Consider the following 19,123-nt stretch of genomic DNA (forward strand, 5'->3'; position numbering starts at 1 on the left):
CGGGGTACGTATCGCCACGGAAACTGTCAAGTTGCCCCCGTGTTAACGAAGTTGAGGCGGATTCGGAGGCGGCTGGAGGGTCCCGTCGGGTGGGACCACCTGTTTTTCCGAGGCGAAGTGGCAGGCCGAGGGGTGGGCGGCCGGGCCGGTCTGGAGGCGGAAGGTTTCGGGGACGGCCAGCAGCGGGACCTCGATGGTGCAGCGCTCCTGGGCCTTCCAGCAGCGGGTGCGGAAACGGCAGCCGGACGGGATGGCGGCCGGGGAGGGCACGTCGCCGGTGAGGATGATGCGCTCGCGGTGGGCGCGGGCGTCCGGGTCGGGGACGGGGACGGCGGAGAGCAGGGCCTGGGTGTAGGGGTGGGTGGGGTGCTCGTAGATCTCCGTGTCGGTGCCGAGTTCCACGATCCGGCCCAGGTACATGACCCCGACCCGGTCGGAGATGTGGCGGACGATCGAGAGGTCGTGCGCGATGAAGAGGTAGGAGAGCCGGAACTCGGACTGGAGGCGGTCCAGCAGGTTGACCACCTGGGCCTGGACGGAGACGTCCAGGGCGGATACCGGCTCGTCGGCGACGATGATCTCGGGCTGGAGGGCGAGGCCGCGGGCGATGCCGATGCGCTGGCGCTGGCCGCCGGAGAACTGGTGCGGATAGCGGTTGATGTACTCCGGGTTGAGGCCGACCACGTCGAGGAGGTCCTGCACCTTGCGGCGCCGGTCGCCCTTCGGCGCCACCTCGGGATGGATCTCGTACGGTTCGCCGATGATGTCGCCGACCGTCATCCGGGGGTTCAGCGAGGTGTAGGGGTCCTGGAAGACCATCTGGATGTTGCGCCGGACGGCCTTGAGTGCCTTTCCGGAGAGCTTCGAGATGTCCTCGCCCTTGTAGGAGATCGAGCCGGCGGTGGGGCGTTCCAGGTGGACCAGCAGCTTGGCGACGGTGGACTTGCCGCAGCCGGATTCGCCGACGATGCCGAGGGTTTCGCCGGCACGGAGGGTGAAGTCGACCCCGTCGACCGCCTTGACCGCGCCGACCTGCTTCTTGAAGAGGATGCCCCGGGTGAGCGGGTAGTACTTGACCAGGCCGCGGACCTCCAGGATGGCCTCGGGCGTCTCAGGCATGGAGGCACTCCTTCCAGAAGTGGCAGGCGCTCGACCTGGGTACGGGCGATTCGGTGACCGGGTACAGCGGCGGGACGTCCGTGCGGCAGACGGCCCGGGCCATCGGGCAGCGCGGGTTGAAGGCGCAGCCGGGCGGGATGGCGAGCAGGTTGGGCGGCAGGCCCTTGATCGCGTACAGCTCCTGGCCCTTCTGGTCCAGGCGCGGGATGGAGTCCAGCAGGCCCCTGGTGTAGGGGTGGGCGGGTGCCTTGTAGATCTCGTGGACGGGGGCCGCCTCGACGATCCGGCCGGCGTACATGACGGCGATCTTGTCGGCGACGTCGGCGACCACGCCGAGGTCGTGGGTGATCAGGATCAGGCCCATGTTGAGTTCGCGCTGGAGCTCGGCGAGCAGGTCCATGACCTGGGCCTGGACGGTGACGTCCAGGGCGGTGGTCGGCTCGTCGGCGATGATCAGGGAGGGTTCCAGGGCCAGCGCCATCGCGATCATGATGCGTTGCCGCATGCCGCCGGAGAACTGGTGCGGGTAGTCACCGACCCGCTGCCCGGCGGCCGGGATGCGGACCCGGTCCATCAGTTCCACGGCCTTGGCCTTCGCGTCCTTGCGGGACATGCCCCGGTGGACCTCGAACATCTCGCCGAGCTGGCTGCCGACGGTCAGCACCGGGTTCAGGGAGGACAGGGCGTCCTGGAAGATCATCGCCATCTCGGCGCCGCGGATCTTCCTGCGCTCCTCCTCCTTCAGCTTCAGCAGGTCCCGGCCCTTGAAGAGGATCTCGCCGCCGGTGATCCGGCCGGGCGGCATGTCCAGGATGCCCATCACGGCCTGCGCGGTCACCGACTTGCCGGAGCCGGACTCGCCGAGCACGGCGAGGGTCTCGCCCTCGTCCACCGCGTAGTCCACCCCGTTGACGGCCTTGGCGACCCCGTCCCTCGTCTTGAATTCCACCTGGAGATCGCGGACTTCGAGCAGCATGTACGGAGCTCCTCAGCGCAGCTTGGGGTCGAGGGCGTCGCGTACCGCGTCGCCGAGCATGATGAACGCCAGCACGGTCAGGCTGAGCGCCCCGGCCGGGAAGAGCAGCATGTGCGGGGCGTTGCGGATCTGCGGGGCGGCGTTGGAGATGTCGATGCCCCAGGAGACGGTGGGCGGGCGCAGGCCCACGCCGAGGAAGGACAGGGTGGCTTCCAGGGCGATGTACGTACCGAGGGCGATGGTCGCGACGACGATGACCGGGGCGACGGCGTTGGGGGCGACGTGGCGCAGCAGCATCCGGCCGTTGCTCGCGCCGAGGGCGCGGGCGGCCTGCACGTAGTCGTTCTGTTTGGCGGTGATGACGGATCCGCGGGCGATGCGGGCGATCTGCGGCCAGCCGAGCAGCACGATGAAGCCGACCACCGGCCACACGGTGGAGCTGGTGACCACGGAGAGGAAGACGAGTCCGCCGAGGACCACCGGGATGCCGAAGAAGATGTCGGCGACCCGGGAGAGCAGGGCGTCGCTCCAGCCGCCGAAGAACCCGGCCAGGCCGCCGAGCAGGGAGCCGAGCAGGGCGGCGCCGACGGTGGCGCAGATGCCGACGGTGATGGAGGCCCGGGCGCCGTAGACGGTGCGGGTGTAGACGTCGCAGCCCTGGGTGTCGTATCCGAAGGGGTGTCCGGGCGCGGAGCCCTGCTGGGATTTGGAGAGGTCGCAGGCGAGCGGGTCGCCGGAGGCGATGGCCTGCGGCCAGATCGCGATGAGGACGAGGAAGAGGATCAGCAGGGCCGAGAGGATGAAGACCGGGTTCCGGCGGAGCTGGTGCCAGGCGTCGGACCAGAGGGAGCGGGCCTTCTGGGAGGGGCCGGCGGGCTGGCCGGGGAGAGTCTTCTCGAGGCTTTCCGCTTCCTCCAGCGCCAGGTCCATCGCACCTCCCTGGCCGGTGGGGGCGATGGCTTCCTTCTCTCCTGGTTGCAGCGGGCCGTACGGCTCAGGCATACCGGATCCTCGGGTCCAGGACCGCGTAGAGCAGGTCGACGAGCAGGTTGGCCAGCAGGAAGACGATGACGAGGATGGTGACGAAGCCGACGACGGTGGGGGCGTTGTTGCGCAGGATGCCCTGGTAGAGCTGGTAGCCGACGCCGTGGATGTTGAAGATGCGTTCGGTGACGATGGCTCCGCCCATCAGGGCGCCGATGTCGGTGCCGATGAAGGTGACCACCGGGATCAGCGAGTTGCGGAGCAGGTGCCGGGTGATGACGCGGCGGCGCGGCAGTCCTTTGGCGACGGCGGTGCGGACGTAGTCGGCCTTGGCGTTCTCGGCGATGGAGGTGCGGGAGAGCCGGGTGACGTAGGCGAGGGAGACCAGGGCGAGGACGATGCCGGGCAGGATGAGTTCGTTCAGGGGGGCGGCCGGGGAGACGGTGGGCCGGACCCAGCCCCATTTGACGCCGAACAGGAACTGCAGCAGGTAGCCGGTGACGAAGGTGGGGACCGAGATCACCACGAGGGTGAGGACGAGCACGCTGGTGTCGATGGCCTTGCCCCGGCGCAGTCCGCTGATCACGCCGAGGGTGATCCCGACGACGATCTCGATGGCGATGGCCACGCAGGTGAGCCGCAGGGTGATCGGGAAGGCGCTGGCCATCAGCTCGGTGACCTTCTGGCCGTTGAAGGCGGTGCCGAAGTCCCCCCGGAAGATCTGCCCCATGTAGTGGAGGTACTGCTTCCACAAGGGCTGGTCGAGATAGAGGTCCTTGCGGATGCGCGCGGCGGTGGCGGGGTCCGGGGCCTTGTCCCCGAACAGCGCCGCCACCGGGTCGCCCAGCGCGTACACCATGAAGAAGATCAGGAAGGTGCTGCCGATGAACACCGGGACCATCTGGAGCAGCCGCCGGATCACATACCGTCCCATGGAGCGCTCCAGAGGGTCTGATGTCTGACTGGGGTCGGTCCGTGATCCGGCTCAGCTGACCTTGATCTGGTCGTAGACGGGGACGCTGAACTGGTTGAGGGCCACGTCGGAGAGCCGCTCCGAGTAGCCCGCGCTGCCGTTCTGGTACCAGAGCGGGATGGACGGCATCTGCTCGGCGAGGATCTTCTCGGCCTTCCGGAACGTCTCGGTGGCCTTGGCGGGGTCGCTCTCCTGGTTGGCGTCGTCGACGAGCTCGTCGAACTCCGGATTTCTGAACTTCCCGTAGTTGGAGGAGGCGCCGGTGTAGTAGAGCGGCTCCAGGAAGTTCTGGATCAGCGGGTAGTCGGCCTGCCAGCCGGACCGGAACGGGCCGGTCAGCTTGAAGGAGCTCTGCTGGTTCCGGAAGTCGGCGAAGGTGCCGATCGGGTTGACCGTGCAGACCGGGCCCTTGCCGAGGGCGTTGTTGATGCTGTTGCAGACGGCGTCCATCCAGGCGCGGTGCGAGCCGGTGTCCACGTTCGAGGTGAGCGTCATCCTGCCGCCGGGCAGCCCGCCGCCCTCCTCGATCAGCTTCTTCGCCTCGGTCGGGTCGTAGACGCAGGCGTCCCCGCAGGCGGAGCTGCTGTACCCGCCCTTGTCGCCGAGGGCCGGCGAGGTCCAGTCGGTGGCCGGGGTCCGGGTCTCCTGGAAGATCTGCTGGGTGATCTCCTCGCGGTCGATGGCCCGGGAGATGCCCTGGCGGACCTTCTCCATGCCCTCCTTGCCCCACTGGGGGTCGTACAGCGGGAAGGTGAGGGTCTGGATGATCAGGGCGGGCTGATTGATGTAGCGGTTGCTGAGGTCGGCCTTGACGTTCTTCAGCTGCTGCGCCGGAACGTCGTCGACCAGGTCGAGGTTGCCGGAGAGCAGGTCGGTGTAGGCGGTGTTGTTGTCGGTGTAGACCTTCAGGTCGACCCCGCTGTTCTGCGCCTTGTCCAGGCCCGGGTACTCCTCCCACTTGCGCAGCTGCATGCCGGTGCCCTTGGTGTACGACTCCACCGTGTACGGGCCGTTGCCGACGGGCTTGTCGAGCCAGGCGGCGTGGTCGGTGAAGAAGGCCTTGGGCAGTGGGGAGAAGGCCTGGTAGCCCAGGGTCTCGGGCCAGGTGGAGAACTTCTCCTTCAGGGCGACCGTGAAGGTCTTGGGGTCCTTGACCACCAGGCCGGACATGGTCTTGGACTTGGGGTCGCCGGAGGCCGGGTGCACGTCGTCGTAGCCGACGATGTCGGAGAAGAACGGCGCGTTGTTCTGCTTGTTGCGGACGTCCGCGGCGTAGTTCCAGGCGTCCACGAAGGACTGGGAGGTGACGTCCTCGCCGTTGCTGAACTTCCAGCCGTCCTTGAGGGTGATGGTGAAGTTCTGGCTGTCGGTGGTCTCGATCTTCTCGGCGACCATGTCCTGGGCCTCGCCGGTCTTCGGGTCGTACCGCTTGAGACCCCGGAAGAGCATGTCGAGAACCTTGCCGCCCTGCACCTCGTTGGTGTTCGCGGGCTCCAGGGGGTTCTGCGGATCGCCCCAGGAGGAGCTGACGATCCCGGCACCGGCCCCGCCGCTTTCGCTTCCGCCGCCGCAGGCCGTCGCCGCGAGGGCGACGGCCACCGCACATGCGGCCCACTTGCCGTGGGTGGCTCCGCGCATCGAGTGTCTCCTTGGCTCTCACAACACAACTGAGCCAATGTCACCCTATGTCCGGTCAGATGCACTCCAAGTGCGCCCGATTGCACCCGTGCGTCCCCCGGCTGTCACTCCTGGGGGTGCAAGGGGAGCTCCCAGGTGTTCACCGCGAAGTGCATGCGCATGCCGTGCGCCTCGTAGAGGGCCAGGGCGCCGGTGGCGTTCAGCGTGTCCACGCCGAGACCGACGGTGGTCCGGCCGCGGGCCGCGTACTCGGCGAAGCCGTGGCGCAGCAGGTACCCGCCGATGCCCCGGCCGCGCAGGTCCTTCCGTACGCCGATGTGGCTCAGCCAGCCCATGCTCGTACGGTCGTCCCGGGTGAGCAGCACCCCGATGTCGCCCTCGGCGGGCAGGCTCGCGATCCACACCAGGGACCAGTCGAGGTTGCGGGCGCCCAGGTGGTCCAGCCAGGCCTCGTAGTCGCGCTCCACATGGCCGAAGTGCTCGGAGAAGGAGTTCTCGATCAGGGCGTGGGCGCGCTGCCGGTCGGCGCCGTCGGTAGCGCACTGACGCAGGGTCAGTCCGGTGGGCGGTTCGGGCGGCAGGTCGGCGGCCGGGTCGAGGTCGCGGACCATCACCTGGTAGCGGCGTACGGTCTGCCAGCCGCGGTCGGTCAGCAGGACGGTGTCCAGGGTGGGCGCCACGTTGAGCTGGAGCCGGAGCGAGCCGGCGGCCCCGTCGGCCATCTCGTGCGCCCGGGCCTCCATCAGCTCCAGCAGCCGGGCTCCGGCGGCCTGGCGGTCCGGCAGCACGTAGTGGTCGCAGTCGATGCGGCCGGGCTCGCCACCGGGCCAGACCAGGCCGTAGGCGACCAGCCGGCCGCCGTCGTGGGCGAGCCAGGAGTCGGTGGCCAGGTTGACGTCGGGGTGGTTGAGGTCCGCCTCGACCTCGTGCAGGTCGGTCTCCGGGCGGCCGATCTCGATGGTGTCGACGGCGTTGAGCAGGGCACAGATGTCGCCCGCGTCGCCGGGCCCCGCGGGGCGGACAGTCAGCATCCGCCCACTCTCCAGGGGAACGGCCGACCGGGACAACCGAATAAAGGCCGCCCCGCCGGCGGCCGGTTGGGGGCCGGCGCGTCCGGAGCATGGAAAACGCCGGTTCCCGAGACCCACGGGGTCTCGGGAACCGGCGCCGTCTCAGGCATCGATCGGCCGACGGCCTTACGCCTCGTTGCCCTCCAGGGCGGCGAGCGCCGGGTCGAGGACGATGTCCTCGCCGCGCTTCTCGGTGGTCGGGTCCTCCGGGAAGTGGCAGGCGGTCAGGTGGCCCGGCTTGCTGGTGGCGAGCTGCACCAGCGGCGGCTCCTGGGAGGCGCAGATGTCCTGCGCCTTCCAGCACCGGGTGCGGAACCGGCAGCCGGACGGCGGCATGATCGGCGAGGGGACGTCGCCGGAGAGGCGGATCCGCTCGCGCTGGTCCTGGTCCGGGTCGGCCTCCGGCACGGCCGAGAGCAGCGCGTGCGTGTACGGGTGCCGCGGCCGGTTGTACAGCGAGTCGCGGTCGGCGATCTCCATGATCTTGCCGAGGTACATGACCGCGACGCGCTCGGAGAAGTGCCGGACGATCGACAGGTCGTGCGCGATGAAGACGAACGCGATGCCCATCTCGCGCTGGAGCTTCTGGAGCAGGTTGATGACCTGCGCCTGGATGGAGACGTCGAGGGCCGAGACGGGCTCGTCCGCGATGATCAGCTTCGGCTCCAGGGCGAGCGCACGGGCGACGCCGATGCGCTGGCGCTGGCCGCCCGAGAACTCGTGCGGGAAGCGGTTGTAGTGCTCCGGGTTCAGACCCACGGTCTCCAGGAGCTCGCGGACCTTCTTCTCCCGGCCGCCGGGCGGGTTGATCCCGTTGATCTCCATCGGGCCGGAGATGATCGTGCCGACCGTCTGCCTCGGGTTCAGGGAGGCGTACGGGTCCTGGAAGATCATCTGGATCTCGGACCGCACCGGCGCCAGCTGCTTGCGCGAGGCGTGGGTGATGTCCTGGCCCTTGTACGTGATCTTGCCGCCGGTGGGCTCCATCAGGCGGGTCAGCAGCCGGCCGGTGGTCGACTTGCCGCAGCCGGACTCACCGACGAGGCCGAGGCTCTCGCCGGGGGCGATGTCGAAGGTCAGGCCGTCGACGGCCTGGACCGCGCCGACCTTCCGCTTGATCGGGAAACCGCCCATGATCGGGAAGTGCTTGGTCAGCCCTTCCACGGTCATCAGCGGCTCGACGGCCGGGTCGCGCTGCGGCGGGACGGTGTCCTCGGCAGCCTTGGTGGTGGTGTTCTCGCTCATGGTCTCAGCCTCAGTCGCCGGTCCGTCAGCCCAGCCGGGGCTGGATGGTCTCGAAGAATGCCTGCCGCTTCTGCTCCTCGGTCAGGTGGCACGCGGCCGCCCGTCCGTCGGCGAGCTGCGGGCGCTCGGAGGTGCACCGGCCGCCGGCCACGAGGTCCACGTGCGCACAGCGGGCGCTGAAGGCGCAGCCGGGCGGCGGGTTGAGCAGGCTGGGCGGAGACCCCGGGATCGGGGTCAGCGGCTCGTTGACGTCGGAGGTCAGGCTCGGCATCGACTTGAGCAGGCCCACGGTGTACGGGTGCGAGGGCTGCTTGAGCACCTCGCGGACGGTGCCGCGCTCCACGGCCCGGCCGGCGTACATCACCAGGACGTCGTCGGCCATGTTGGCGACGACACCCAGGTCGTGGGTGATCATGATGATGGCGGAGCCGAACTCCTGCTGGAGGTCCTTGAGCAGGTCGAGGATCTGCGCCTGGACGGTCACGTCGAGCGCCGTGGTGGGCTCGTCCGCGATCAGCAGCTCGGGGTTGCAGACCAGCGACATGGCGATCATGGCGCGCTGGCGCATACCGCCGGAGAACTGGTGCGGGTAGTCGTCCACCCGGCGCTTGGGGTCGGGGATGCCGACCTTGCCGAGCATCTCGATGGCCCGGTCCCGGGCCTCCTTCTTGCTCGCGCCGGTGTGCTTGCGGAACGGCTCGGAGATCTGCCGGCCCACCGTGTAGTACGGCGACAGGGCGGTGAGCGCGTCCTGGAAGATCATCGCCATCTTGTCGCCGCGCAGCTTCTCCAGCTGCCTGTCCGAAGCATCGGTCAGCTCTTCGCCGTCGAGGCGGATCGAGCCGGTGATGTTCGTCGTACGGCGGTTGTGCAGGCCCAGCACGGTCAGGTTGGTCACCGACTTGCCGGAGCCCGACTCGCCGACGATGCCCAGGGTCTGGCCGCGCTTCAGGTCGAAGGACAGGCCGTCGACCGCCTTGACGATGCCGTCCTCGGTGGAGAACTGGACTCGCAGGTCGCGCACCGACAGGAAGGCGTCCGACCCGGTCGGAGCCGGCACGTCCTCGGTCTTGGTGAGTGTGGTCACGGTCGTTCTCCTAGGACAGACGCACGCGCGGGTCGATGACGGCGTACAGCGCGTCCACAATGATGTTGAAGAAGAGGATGAGCGCGGCGCTGAACACCATGACGCCCATCGTCATCGGCAGGTCCTTGTCCTGGACCGACTCGACGGCGAGACGGCCGATGCCGGCGAGGCCGAAGGTGAACTCGGTGACCACCGCGCCGCCGAGCAGGGCGCCGAGGTCGATGCCGAGGATCGTCACGATCGGGATGAGCGAGCCGCGCCAGGCGTAGCGGAAGAAGACGTAACGGTTGCTCATGCCCTTGGCACGAGCCGCCCGGACGTGCTCCTCCTGGAGCTGCTCGATCATCGTCGAGCGGGCCATACGCGTGTAGTTGGCCGTGAAGATGACCGACATGACCAGCCACGGGATCAGCAGACCCATGAACCAGCCGCCGAAACTCTCGGAGAACGGCGTGTACTTGGGCTTCTCCAGCCAGCCGGTGCTGTAGACGAAGATGCCGAGGACCACCGGGCCGAGGAAGTAGATCTGGAGCGAGGACAGCACCAGCGAACCGCCGCTGAAGACCTTGTCGATCCAGGTGCCCTTGCGGGCGGCGGCGATCATGCCGGCGCCGAGGCCGACGATCAGGAAGACGATCAGACCGCCGACGGACAGCGAGAGGGTCAGCGGGAGACGGTCCAGGAGGGTGTCCCAGATCATCTGCTGGTTGTTGAAGGAGACACCGAAGCAGGGGGCGTTGCAGTGCCCGACGGAGAAGTCACGTCCGGCGAAGATTCCGACGATGTAGTCCCAGAACTGCACCGGAACGGGCTGGTCGAGGCCCATGTTCTTGTGGATCACCGCGAGGGCGTCAGGGGTGCAGTTCTTGCCACAGGCCAGCAGGGCGGGATCCTGCGGGATGGCGAAGAACATGAAGAAGGTGAAGGCGCTGATCAGGAACAGGATCAGCACTGCGCCGAACGTCCGGCGAAGAAGGAATTGAAGCATGGGTCGCTGCTCTCAGGACGGCGGCGTGAGGGGTCGAAGGGAGAGGACCGGCACCCCGGGGGTTGTGCGGACCGCCGTCCGCACAACCCCCGGGGCTTCGGCCTGAGAGGTGTTAGCTCTTCAGGAACACGCGGGTGATGTCGATCGCGCTCAGGTCGTTCGAGTAGCGAGCGCCACCGACGTTCGAGCCCTGGATCTGCAGCGACTTGGTGAAGTACAGCGGGGCGGCCGGGTTGATGCGCTCCACGATGTCGTGGTGCAGCGCCGTCCACGCCTTCTGGGCCTCAGCCGGGTCGACGATCGTCAGGATGCGGGCGATCTCTTCGTTGACCTTCGGGTCGTTGATGTGCGAGTAGACCGAAGAGCCGTCCTGGAGCTGCTTGCCGTCGTAGAGCGGCGGGATGACGGTGGAGGCGGACGGCCAGTCCTGGCCCCAGCCCGTCATGTAGAGGTCCAGACCGTTGTTGACCTTGCCGACCTGCTCGTACCAGGTGGCGCCGTCGATTTCCTTCTTCTGGACGTCGATGCCGATTTCCTTCAGCCGGTCCGCGATGACCACGGCCTGCTTCTGGCGCTTCGGCGTGTTGGCGTAGGCGTACGTGAGCTTCAGGCCCTCGGCGCCGGCCTCCTTGATGAGCTTCTTGGCGGCCTCGATGTCACCCTGCGGCTTCTTGGCCTTGCCGAAGGGGTCGTAGTCCTTCTCGAAGCCCGGGGTGGTCGGGGAGATCAGGCCGGTCGCGACCTCACCACCGTAGGCACCGCCGTCCGGCTGGAAGACGGCCTGGTTCGGCATCGCCAGGGTGATGGCGTCGCGAACCCTCTTGTCCTTGACCCGGTCCAGGTTGAAGTTCAGCTGCCAGACGTAGGGCTGGTAGCCGGAGATCGTACGAGCCTTGGCCGCGGCGTCGTTGACGACGTTCGGGACCTGGGTCGTGGCGACCGTACCGGTCATCTGGATCATGTTCTTGGCGTCATCACGGTCGGCCAGGATCGCCTTGGTCTGCGCCTCGTCGTCCTGGTTGAACGTGATGTTGAAGCCGTCGACGTACTGGTGACGGACCGAGTCGGTCTTCGGGTCCCAGTTCTCGTTCTTGACGAGCTTCATTTCCTTGCCGGGCTTGAAGTCGGCAATCTTGTACGGGCCGACGGCGACCGGAGCGGTGTCGTACTTCTCCTTGGTGTCGCCCTTGGCGGGCACCACGGAGTAGCCGGTCATCGCAAGCGCCTGCGGCAGGTCGACCTGCGGCGTCTTGAACTTGAAGATGACGGTCTTCTCGTCCGGGGTCTCCAGGACGTCGTTCGGCAGGTGCTTGCCGGTGTACGGGCCCTCCGGGAGCGCCTTGCGGTACTCGGTGCCGGCGCCGGACAGCCAGTTCTGGATGTAGATCGGGCCGTCGGTGACGAACGGCGTGTAGAGACGCTCGATCGTGTGGCGGATGTCCGCCGAGGTGATGACGTTGCCGTTCTGGTCCTTCACGCCGTCCTTCAGCGTGTAGGTCCAGGTCTTGCCGCCATCGGTGGTCTTGCCGGAGTCGGTGGCGATGTCACCGACGACCGTCATCTTGCCGTTGGCGTCCTCCTGGTACTGGGTCAGACCACGGTGGATCAGACGGCCCAGGATGCGGGCGTCGGAGACGTAGCTCTGAGCCGGGTCCAGGTGGGAGAAGTCATCGGTCTGGTAGACGGCGATGGTGCCGCCGGGGCGGGCACCCTCAACCGGGGCGGCCGGGCCCGTGGACGCCTTGGCGTCGCCCAGGACGACGGCGGCGGACTGCTTGGCCGCGTCTTCCTTGGTCTTGCCCTTGTCCTTGGAGCCGGAGTTGTTGTTGCCACCGCAGGCGGTGAGGGCAAGCGAGCCCGCCGCAACAGCGACGACGATCGCGCGCGCCTTGCGCGTGCCGAAGATGCTCATGGTGATGAGTACCTATCTGTCAGTAGTGATCCAACTGTGCTGCCTGACGCACCATCAAGCTGTGTGCGTATGGGGCGGCAGCAGTCCCGCTGCAGTGACGTCAGCGTCCGGACTTGGGGTCGAAGGCGTCTCGTACGGAGTCGCCGAGCAGGTTGAAGGCCACCACGAAGACGACCATCGCAACACCCGGGAAGAACATGTACGCCGGGTCCAGCTCGTAGATACCGGCGCCGATGGAGAACATCCGGCCCCAGTCCGGAGTGGGCTCGACATAGCCGACGCCCACAAAGGAGAGGAAGGCCACCGAGAGAATCGTGCCGGGCAGCATGAGCGTTGCCTGCACGAGAATCGGCGTCACCAGGTTGGGCAGCAGCTCCTTGCGGATGATCCGCCAGGGAGAGGCACCCGCGATCTTCGCCGCCTCGACGAACTCCCGCTCGCGCAGGGTGAGCGTCGCGGCCCGGATCAGACGGGACAGGCCCATCCAGCCCAGGAACGACAGGACGGTGACGATCGCCGTTGCGCGCAGCCAGGTGGGGGTCTCCTCCTCCGGATTGACGAAGGCGGCCACCACCACGGGCATCGAGGCGATGAAGAACAGCTGGCTGGGGATGCCGAGCAGGAAGTCGGTCAGCCGGCCGAGCCAGTAGTCCACCTTCCCGCCGTAGTACCCGCCGACCAGGCCGATCACCACACCGATGACGACCATGACGATGGTCGCGACCAGGGCCGTGAAGATCGACGTACGCATGCCGTACAGCAGCTGCGTGAACACGTCGCGGCCCAGCTCCGGCTCGATGCCGAACCAGTGGTCCCCGGAGACACCCCCGAACACACCTGTCGGCATGCTGAACTCGTCGAGGAGTTCGGGGTTCTTCTGACCGTAGAGGTCGTACGGGTTCTTCCCGTACACCATGGCGATCAGCGGAGCCAGCAGCGCGATGGCGAAGAAGAAAATCACGATGAAGGCGGAGATGACACCCGCCTTGTCCCGCTTGAATCGTCGCCACATCAGCTGTCCAGGGGACAGCCCGGCGGGGTCCTTGGCCTTGGAGTCGTCCTTGGACGGCTCTTCGACAAGGACGTTGGGCGCTGCCGCACCCTCAGTCTGCGCAGGGCTGGTCACGATCGCGTCGCCCCCAGTGCGATCTCAGTCGCGCGCGTGACCCAGTTGGCGCTTGTGGCACCACGCATGGGGTCCTCCTCATGAGTTCACTTGTCACTACGTGAGGGGCACTCAGAGGGATCGCCGACACCCCTGACGGCTAGATCTCCAGTACCCCAAGTGTGCTCGTGAGTCGGCACTCCCCACAGTGCATGACCCATTGACCCGAGCTCATTGGAGCCATCCTCAGGGACGGCATGACCGTAAACCACACCTAAGTGGTCTCGTTTTCACAACATCGACCCGGGCCAGAAAACCGAAATCCGGACAAAGCGATCAGAGACAGACACACCCGAAACGGACTGTTAGCACACCTTCCGGAGTGTGACGATCGCTATGCGGACACCTGAACGAGATAATCCGTTTGACAAAAGCGAACAGCCCCCCTACCACGGGACACCGTGGCAGAGGGGCTGTGAACGCGGGATAAACCCTGCGGCTACCGGGTTACTTGGCGGCCTTGGCGCGCGAGGCGGTGCGCGAGCGCTCCTTCTGGTCCAGGACGACCTTGCGGATGCGGACGGCCTCCGGGGTCACCTCGACGCACTCGTCGTCGCGGCAGAACTCCAGGGACTGCTCCAGGGAGAGCTTGCGCGGCGGAACGATCGCCTCGAAGGAGTCGGCCGACGAGGACCGCATGTTGGTGAGCTTCTTCTCCTTGGTGATGTTCACGTCCATGTCGTCGGAGCGCGAGTTCTCGCCGACGATCATGCCCTCGTACACCTCGGTGCCGGGGTCGGTGAACAGGACACCGCGCTCCTGCAGGTTGGTCATCGCGAACGCGGTGACCGCGCCGGCGCGGTCGGCGACCAGCGAACCGTTGTTGCGGGTCTGCAGCGCGCCGAACCACGGCTCGTGGCCCTCGTGGATCGAGTGCGCGATACCGGTGCCGCGGGTCTGCGTCAGGAACTCGGTACGGAAGCCGATGAGGCCGCGGGACGGGACCACGAACTCCATGCGGACCCAGCCGGAACCGTGGTTGGACATGTTGTCCATACGGCCCTTGCGGACGCCCATGAGCTGGGTGACCGGGCCCATGTGCTCCTCGGGCACGTCGATCGTCATGCGCTCGACCGGCTCGTGGACCTTGCCGTCGATCTCGCGGGTGACGACCTGCGGCTTGCCGATGGTGAGCTCGAAGCCCTCGCGGCGCATCTGCTCGACCAGGATGGCGAGCGCGAGCTCACCACGGCCCTGGACCTCCCAGGCGTCCGGACGCTCGGTCTCCAGGACGCGCAGCGAGACGTTACCGATCAGCTCGCGGTCCAGACGGTCCTTGACCTGGCGGGCTGTGACCTTGCGGTCCTTCACCGCGGCCTTGGCGTCCGCGCCCTTGCCGGTGCCGCCGCGGCCGACCAGCGGGGAGGTGTTCGTACCGATGGTCATGGAGATGGCCGGCTCGTCCACCGTGATCAGCGGCAGCGCGATCGGGTTCTCCGGGTCGGCCAGGGTCTCGCCGATCATGATGTCGGGGATACCGGCGACCGCGCAGATGTCACCCGGGCCCGCCACCTCGGCCGGCTTGCGGGTGAGCGCCTCGGTCATCATCAGCTCGGTGATGCGGACGTTGGAGATCGAACCGTCCCGCTTGATCCACGCGACCGTCTGGCCCTTGCGCAGCTCGCCCTGCTCGACGCGGAGCAGCGCGATACGGCCGAGGAAGTTGTCGGCGTCCAGGTTGGTGACGTGCGCCTGGAGGGGGGCCTCCTCGTCGTACACCGGGGCCGGGACGTGCTCCAGGATGGTGGAGAAGAACGGCTCCAGGTTCTCGCTGTCCGCGGGGACGGTGCCGTCCTCCGGCTTGGTCAGCGAGGCGATGCCGTCACGGCCGCAGGCGTAGACGATCGGGAACTCGATCTGGTCCTCGTCCGCGTCCAGGTCCAGGAACAGGTCGTAGGTCTCGTTGACGACCTCGTCGATCCGGGAGTCCGGGCGGTCGGTCTTGTTGATGCAGAGAATGACCGGCATACGAGCCTGCAGAGCCTTGCGCAGGACGAAGCGGGTCTGGGGCAGCGGACCCTCGGAGGCGTCCACCAGCAGAACGACGGCGTCGACCATCGACAGGCCGCGCTCGACCTCACCGCCGAAGTCGGCGTGGCCGGGGGTGTCGATGATGTTGATCGTGATCGGGGCCCCGCCGTCCTTGGGGTGATACTTCACCGCCGTGTTCTTGGCGAGGATCGTGATGCCCTTCTCACGCTCCAGGTCGTTCGAGTCCATCATGCGGTCGTCGAGCTGCTGGTGGGCGGCGAAGGCACCGGCCTGCTTGAGCATGGCATCGACGATGGTCGTCTTGCCATGGTCGACGTGGGCGACGATGGCGACGTTACGGATGTCGTGGCGCGTGGGCACTTCGGCGCTTCTCCCGGGATCGTGGATGGCGTCGCGTACGGCCTGGTACGCGAGCCTGTGCCGGGCGGAATACCTGCCACGGCCTTACCCCATGGTACGTCGCGTGGCGGGATCCGCTCGCCGGGGGCCTGTCAAGAGGCCGTACGGCTGAGCGCGGGGGGTGGGAAGGGGGGCCGCAAGGGGGTGCGGCAGGGGGTGCGGAATCGCAAGGGAAATGCCGGGTCAATGGGCAGGAACGACCTTGCCCGCCGGTGCATCCGGCGGGCAAGGGACTTGAGTCACATCTGAGCTAGTGACCCGTGAGTTCACGCGGTCTCCACGGGTCCGCTACTTCTTCTTCCCGTTCTTTTCCTTGGCCGGCACGGCCTTCTTCCAGCCGATGTCCTGGAAGCGGGGGGAGCCGAGGCCGAAGGCGCCGGCATTGACCACCCCGGCCTTGGCCGCGACCAGCTCCGGGCGCTGGTACAGCGGAATCGATCCGGCAGCCGCCCAGATCCGGGCGTCGGCCTTCTTCACCAGCTCCCGGGACTGGGCCTCGTCGAGCTCCCCCAGCGCCTGGTCGAACAGCTGATCGATGTGGTCGGTGCCGACCCGGGTGTAGTTCTGTTCGACGAGGAGGGAGCCGTCCGCGGCCGGTTCCGGCTTGGCGAAGATCGGCCGGGCGTCGGTGGCGGGGAAGGCGCTCGCCGGCCAGGAGTACAGCGCCAGGTCGTACTGGCCCGAAGCGATGTGGTCCTTGAAGAAGCTCTCGTCGGCGACCTTGGTCAGCTCGGTCTGGATGCCGACCCCGCGCAGCATGTGGGCGATGCGCTCGCCGACCGCGCGGAGGGAATCCGAGCCGGGGCCGGACGGGAGGACGAAGCGCAGGCTCAGCGGCTTGCCGTCCTTGGCCAGGACGGTGGCCGCATTGCCCTGCGCGGCCTGCTTGGCGGGCACCGCGCTTGCCTTCGCCTCCTGCGCAGCGCCCTCCCGGGCGATGTTGCGCTTGCCGTCGTCCACGCCGTCGGCCTGGGTGAGCAGCGGCGCGTCCTGCTGCTCGGCGAGCGGGGCCGGGGCGGGGGCCCCCGGGGGCGCCTCGGCGGGCTCGATGCCCGGCGCGAACCCGTCGGCGTCGACGATCTCCCCGTCGGGGGCGTACAGCCCGCCCTCGGGCAGCACCTCCTCGACGGGCGTCCCTTCCTGGCCGCTGCCTTCGGGCCCCGCCTGGTCCCCGGGCTCCCCGGGCTCCGCCGGCTTGGCCGGCTTGGCCGGCGCCCCCAGCGCTCGCGGCGGCCGCGCACCGTTGGCCCCGTCGTCGGCCGCGCCCGGCTTCGCCGCGCCGGGCTTCGCGCCGGGCCCGGCCGCGGCCTGCGCCGCGACGGCGTGCCCGAACGCCGGGACGGCCTGTACGAGCGCGGCCGGGACGGCCGGTGCCGGGGGTGCCGCCACGGCGGCCCGGGCGGCGCCGAGCGCGGCCGGCAGGCCGGCGCCCGGGACCGTCGCCGCGGCCGCGGCGGCGCGGGCCGACCGGGCCGCCGACGACAGGTCCCCGTTGCGCTCGTCGTCCTGGCCCACGATGTAGAGCCCGTCATTGCCCGTGCCCGGCCCCGGCGGCCGCTTCGAGTCGTCCTTCTTCGCGGCCTCGCCGCCCGCCTTCGTACCGGGCGGAACGGTCACCTTGCCGCCCCGGCGCCAGCCCGCGTCCGCCAGCAGCGCCTGCGCGGCCTGGGTGTCCTGTCCGCCCAGCGCGCCACTGTTGTCCGCGTACGCCCGCTGGCCCGCCAGGGCCAGGTGGCTGCCCACCGGCTTCGCCGGCAGCCCCAGCGGCTTCAGCACGATCTCGGCCAGCGCCTGCCGGTCCAGCGCGCGGGCCACCGCCCGCCGCACCCGCTCGTCGGCCAGCGGCCCGGACGCCCCGTTCAGCGCCAGCTGCGTGTACGCGGGCTCCAGGGACTTCCGTACCGTGAAGCGGCGCAGCGCCTTCTGCTCGGCCGCGTACTGCTGCACCGCGGCGGCGCTCTTCTTCCGCGCCTCCTGCTCCGCCGCAGCCTTCTCCTCGTCGGCGCCGAAGGCCAGCGCCCACGAGCGGGTCGCCTGCGCGGGGCTGAGCTCGGCCCCGGGGCCGTGGGCCGGAGCCCCCTTCAGCCCCGCCTCCCGACGGGCCAGCGCGATCCGGTCGGCACCGGCCCGGTCGACCTCGGCCAGATCCAGTTTCCCGGCCGCCAGCGCCGCAGGCCGCTCGGCCCTCGGAACGGCGGTCAGGAGCAGCGTGTCCAGCTTGGCCGGCTGCCCCCACCAGCGCGGGTTGCGGGAGAGGGCGGCGGTTCCGGTCTTCTTGTCGATCGTGCCGAGGGTGAACGGCCCGGCGGTCACCTTCAGCGCGCCCCGCGCCCCTTCGTTGAAGGCGTCCGGGGTTCCGGTGACCTGCTTCGGGTAGAGCGGGGAGAACAGCGACTGCCAGTCCGTGTACGGCTTGCCGAAGGTGACCTTGACCTCCAGGTCACTGGCCCCGCGCTCGATCTTCTCGATCCGGTCGTACCCCGCGTTGCGGGCCGTCCAGTACGCCGAATCCTTTCCGTTCAGCGCCCGCCACTGGGCCAGGAAGTCGGGCGCGCCGATCTCCCGGCCGTCGCTCCACACCGCCTGCTGGTGCAGCTTGTACAGCACCACCTGCTTCGGCTCGCGCTCGACGATCTCGGCCTTCTCCAGATAGTCCGGATTCGCCACCGGCCGGCCCTTCGCGTCCAGCACGAAGAGCTGCGGCAGCACCGCCCCGGCGATCCGGGCGGTCGCCGCGTCGGCATCGGCCTGGAAGGTGTTCAGGGTCTCCGGCAGCGAGTCCACCGCCCAGCGCAGCACACCGCCGTCCGTCACCTGGTCCCGCACGGTGGCCGCGATGTCCTGACCGGCGGCGACGGGGCCGCCCTCGTCCTCGCCGGAGCTGCAGCCGGCGAGCAGCGGCAGCGCCAGGACCCCCGAGGTCAGGAGCGCCGTGGAGGCCATGGATCTGCGCCGTCTCTGGCTCTGGGACATGGGTGGTACCTCCGGGGCGGGCGGGGCGTACGTGTTCGCGTACGTGATCACGTATGGCGGTATATGGAGCTGATCACACTGATGACGAAACCCACTGAAAGCGACGGTCGCCCGCGCCCCCCGCAGCCGGCCCTCGCCACGCCGCGAACCCCACCCGTGCGGACCAATCACGCTCCCGGGGACGGACGAGCGTTCCGCCGGAAGAGGGACGAAAATAGGGACGAAAACCGGAAGGGGGAGGGGCGCACAGAGTGCGCCTGCGCGCCCGTAATCGCTGCACGTCCCTTCACAACCAGGGACGTGAGGGGCGACACTCGCAGGCGCACATGAGCGTTGCCACCGCAACCTGCGGAAGTGAGGGCAAGTCATGTCCCTGCAGGATGATTTGACGGCCGTACGGCGCAACCTGAACGATCTGATCCGCTCGGTCGAGCGGCTGGAGCAGGACGTCGCCCGGCAAGCACCGGCCGCCCCCAGGCCTCCGGGCCAGGGCGGGATGGTCACCGTCCCGGACACCCCGTACGACAGCACGCTGTGGACGGACACCGACGACGAGGGCCTCGGCGCCCGCGATCGCCGCGCGCCCTGACCAGCCGGACCCA

Annotated in this window: 14 protein-coding genes; 1 reads left to right on the forward strand and 13 read right to left on the reverse strand. The window is 68.6% G+C overall.

From position 1 onward, the window contains the following. Window positions 1-42: 42 nt before the first annotated feature. From AB0447_RS04690 to AB0447_RS04750, 13 genes are all read right to left on the reverse strand, one after another. Window positions 43-1,119: a dipeptide ABC transporter ATP-binding protein gene (locus AB0447_RS04690; RefSeq protein WP_366474988.1), complete on the reverse strand. Its 1,077-nt coding sequence runs from the start codon at window positions 1,117-1,119 to the stop codon at window positions 43-45. After that, the gene (locus AB0447_RS04695; protein WP_366474989.1) at window positions 1,112-2,095 is read right to left on the reverse strand and encodes an ABC transporter ATP-binding protein; all 984 of its coding nucleotides are present in this window, start codon (window positions 2,093-2,095) and stop codon (window positions 1,112-1,114) included. The genes AB0447_RS04690 and AB0447_RS04695 overlap by 8 nt, the downstream gene beginning before the upstream one ends. A 12-nt stretch (window positions 2,096-2,107) precedes the next feature. Continuing rightward, complete coding sequence (locus AB0447_RS04700) at window positions 2,108-3,097, reverse strand: ABC transporter permease (RefSeq protein ID WP_366474990.1); 990 nt, start codon at window positions 3,095-3,097, stop codon at window positions 2,108-2,110. Then, the gene (locus tag AB0447_RS04705) at window positions 3,090-4,013 is read right to left on the reverse strand and encodes an ABC transporter permease (protein ID WP_366474991.1); all 924 of its coding nucleotides are present in this window, start codon (window positions 4,011-4,013) and stop codon (window positions 3,090-3,092) included. Before AB0447_RS04705 ends, AB0447_RS04700 begins: the two co-directional genes overlap by 8 nt. A 51-nt stretch (window positions 4,014-4,064) precedes the next feature. Beyond that, window positions 4,065-5,690 (reverse strand): ABC transporter substrate-binding protein, encoded by a 1,626-nt coding sequence (locus AB0447_RS04710; RefSeq protein WP_366474992.1) that lies wholly within the window; start codon window positions 5,688-5,690, stop codon window positions 4,065-4,067. 104 nt (window positions 5,691-5,794) lie between these two features. Beyond that, window positions 5,795-6,721: a GNAT family N-acetyltransferase gene (locus AB0447_RS04715; RefSeq protein ID WP_366474993.1), complete on the reverse strand. Its 927-nt coding sequence runs from the start codon at window positions 6,719-6,721 to the stop codon at window positions 5,795-5,797. A 165-nt stretch (window positions 6,722-6,886) separates the two neighbouring features. Further along, on the reverse strand, window positions 6,887-8,005 hold the full coding sequence (locus AB0447_RS04720) for a dipeptide ABC transporter ATP-binding protein (RefSeq protein ID WP_366474994.1): 1,119 nt from the start codon (window positions 8,003-8,005) through the stop codon (window positions 6,887-6,889). Between the two features lie 25 nt (window positions 8,006-8,030). Further along, window positions 8,031-9,092, reverse strand: coding sequence for an ABC transporter ATP-binding protein (locus AB0447_RS04725; RefSeq protein WP_366474995.1), 1,062 nt, complete (start codon window positions 9,090-9,092; stop codon window positions 8,031-8,033). A gap of 10 nt (window positions 9,093-9,102) precedes the next feature. After that, window positions 9,103-10,080 carry an ABC transporter permease gene (locus AB0447_RS04730; RefSeq protein WP_366474996.1) on the reverse strand — a complete coding sequence of 326 codons (978 nt, stop codon included), beginning with the start codon at window positions 10,078-10,080 and terminating at the stop codon, window positions 9,103-9,105. Between the two features lie 112 nt (window positions 10,081-10,192). Then, window positions 10,193-11,992 (reverse strand): ABC transporter substrate-binding protein, encoded by a 1,800-nt coding sequence (locus AB0447_RS04735; protein ID WP_366474998.1) that lies wholly within the window; start codon window positions 11,990-11,992, stop codon window positions 10,193-10,195. A gap of 100 nt (window positions 11,993-12,092) precedes the next feature. Beyond that, complete coding sequence (locus tag AB0447_RS04740; RefSeq protein ID WP_366475098.1) at window positions 12,093-13,022, reverse strand: ABC transporter permease; 930 nt, start codon at window positions 13,020-13,022, stop codon at window positions 12,093-12,095. Between the two features lie 582 nt (window positions 13,023-13,604). Then, window positions 13,605-15,509, reverse strand: a complete 1,905-nt coding sequence (gene typA, locus AB0447_RS04745) for a translational GTPase TypA (protein ID WP_366474999.1) — start codon at window positions 15,507-15,509, stop codon at window positions 13,605-13,607. A 327-nt stretch (window positions 15,510-15,836) separates the two neighbouring features. Next, window positions 15,837-18,521, reverse strand: coding sequence for an ABC transporter substrate-binding protein (locus AB0447_RS04750; RefSeq protein ID WP_366475099.1), 2,685 nt, complete (start codon window positions 18,519-18,521; stop codon window positions 15,837-15,839). 367 nt (window positions 18,522-18,888) lie between these two features. Between AB0447_RS04750 and AB0447_RS04755 the strand changes: the two genes are divergently transcribed. After that, a complete protein-coding gene (locus tag AB0447_RS04755) occupies window positions 18,889-19,110 on the forward strand; it encodes a hypothetical protein (protein WP_366475000.1) in 222 nt (73 codons plus the stop codon). Window positions 19,111-19,123 lie beyond the last annotated feature (13 nt).

Origin of the sequence: Streptomyces sp. NPDC051211 (assembly GCF_040689505.1) — a bacterium.
Classification (GTDB): domain Bacteria; phylum Actinomycetota; class Actinomycetes; order Streptomycetales; family Streptomycetaceae; genus Streptomyces.

Bases quoted from the DNA above. Each gene is read 5' to 3' on its own strand.
- AB0447_RS04730 (WP_366474996.1), bottom strand. From the start codon at position 10,080: ATGCTTCAATTCCTTCTTCGCCGGACGTTCGGCGCAGTGCTGATCCTG.
- AB0447_RS04715 (WP_366474993.1), bottom strand. From the start codon at position 6,721: ATGCTGACTGTCCGCCCCGCGGGGCCCGGCGACGCGGGCGACATCTGT.
- AB0447_RS04735 (WP_366474998.1), bottom strand. From the start codon at position 11,992: ATGAGCATCTTCGGCACGCGCAAGGCGCGCGCGATCGTCGTCGCTGTT.
- AB0447_RS04710 (WP_366474992.1), bottom strand. From the start codon at position 5,690: ATGCGCGGAGCCACCCACGGCAAGTGGGCCGCATGTGCGGTGGCCGTC.
- AB0447_RS04695 (WP_366474989.1), bottom strand. From the start codon at position 2,095: ATGCTGCTCGAAGTCCGCGATCTCCAGGTGGAATTCAAGACGAGGGAC.
- AB0447_RS04750 (WP_366475099.1), bottom strand. From the start codon at position 18,521: ATGTCCCAGAGCCAGAGACGGCGCAGATCCATGGCCTCCACGGCGCTC.
- AB0447_RS04720 (WP_366474994.1), bottom strand. From the start codon at position 8,005: ATGAGCGAGAACACCACCACCAAGGCTGCCGAGGACACCGTCCCGCCG.
- AB0447_RS04705 (WP_366474991.1), bottom strand. From the start codon at position 4,013: ATGGGACGGTATGTGATCCGGCGGCTGCTCCAGATGGTCCCGGTGTTC.
- AB0447_RS04755 (WP_366475000.1), top strand. From the start codon at position 18,889: ATGTCCCTGCAGGATGATTTGACGGCCGTACGGCGCAACCTGAACGAT.
- AB0447_RS04690 (WP_366474988.1), bottom strand. From the start codon at position 1,119: ATGCCTGAGACGCCCGAGGCCATCCTGGAGGTCCGCGGCCTGGTCAAG.
- AB0447_RS04700 (WP_366474990.1), bottom strand. From the start codon at position 3,097: ATGCCTGAGCCGTACGGCCCGCTGCAACCAGGAGAGAAGGAAGCCATC.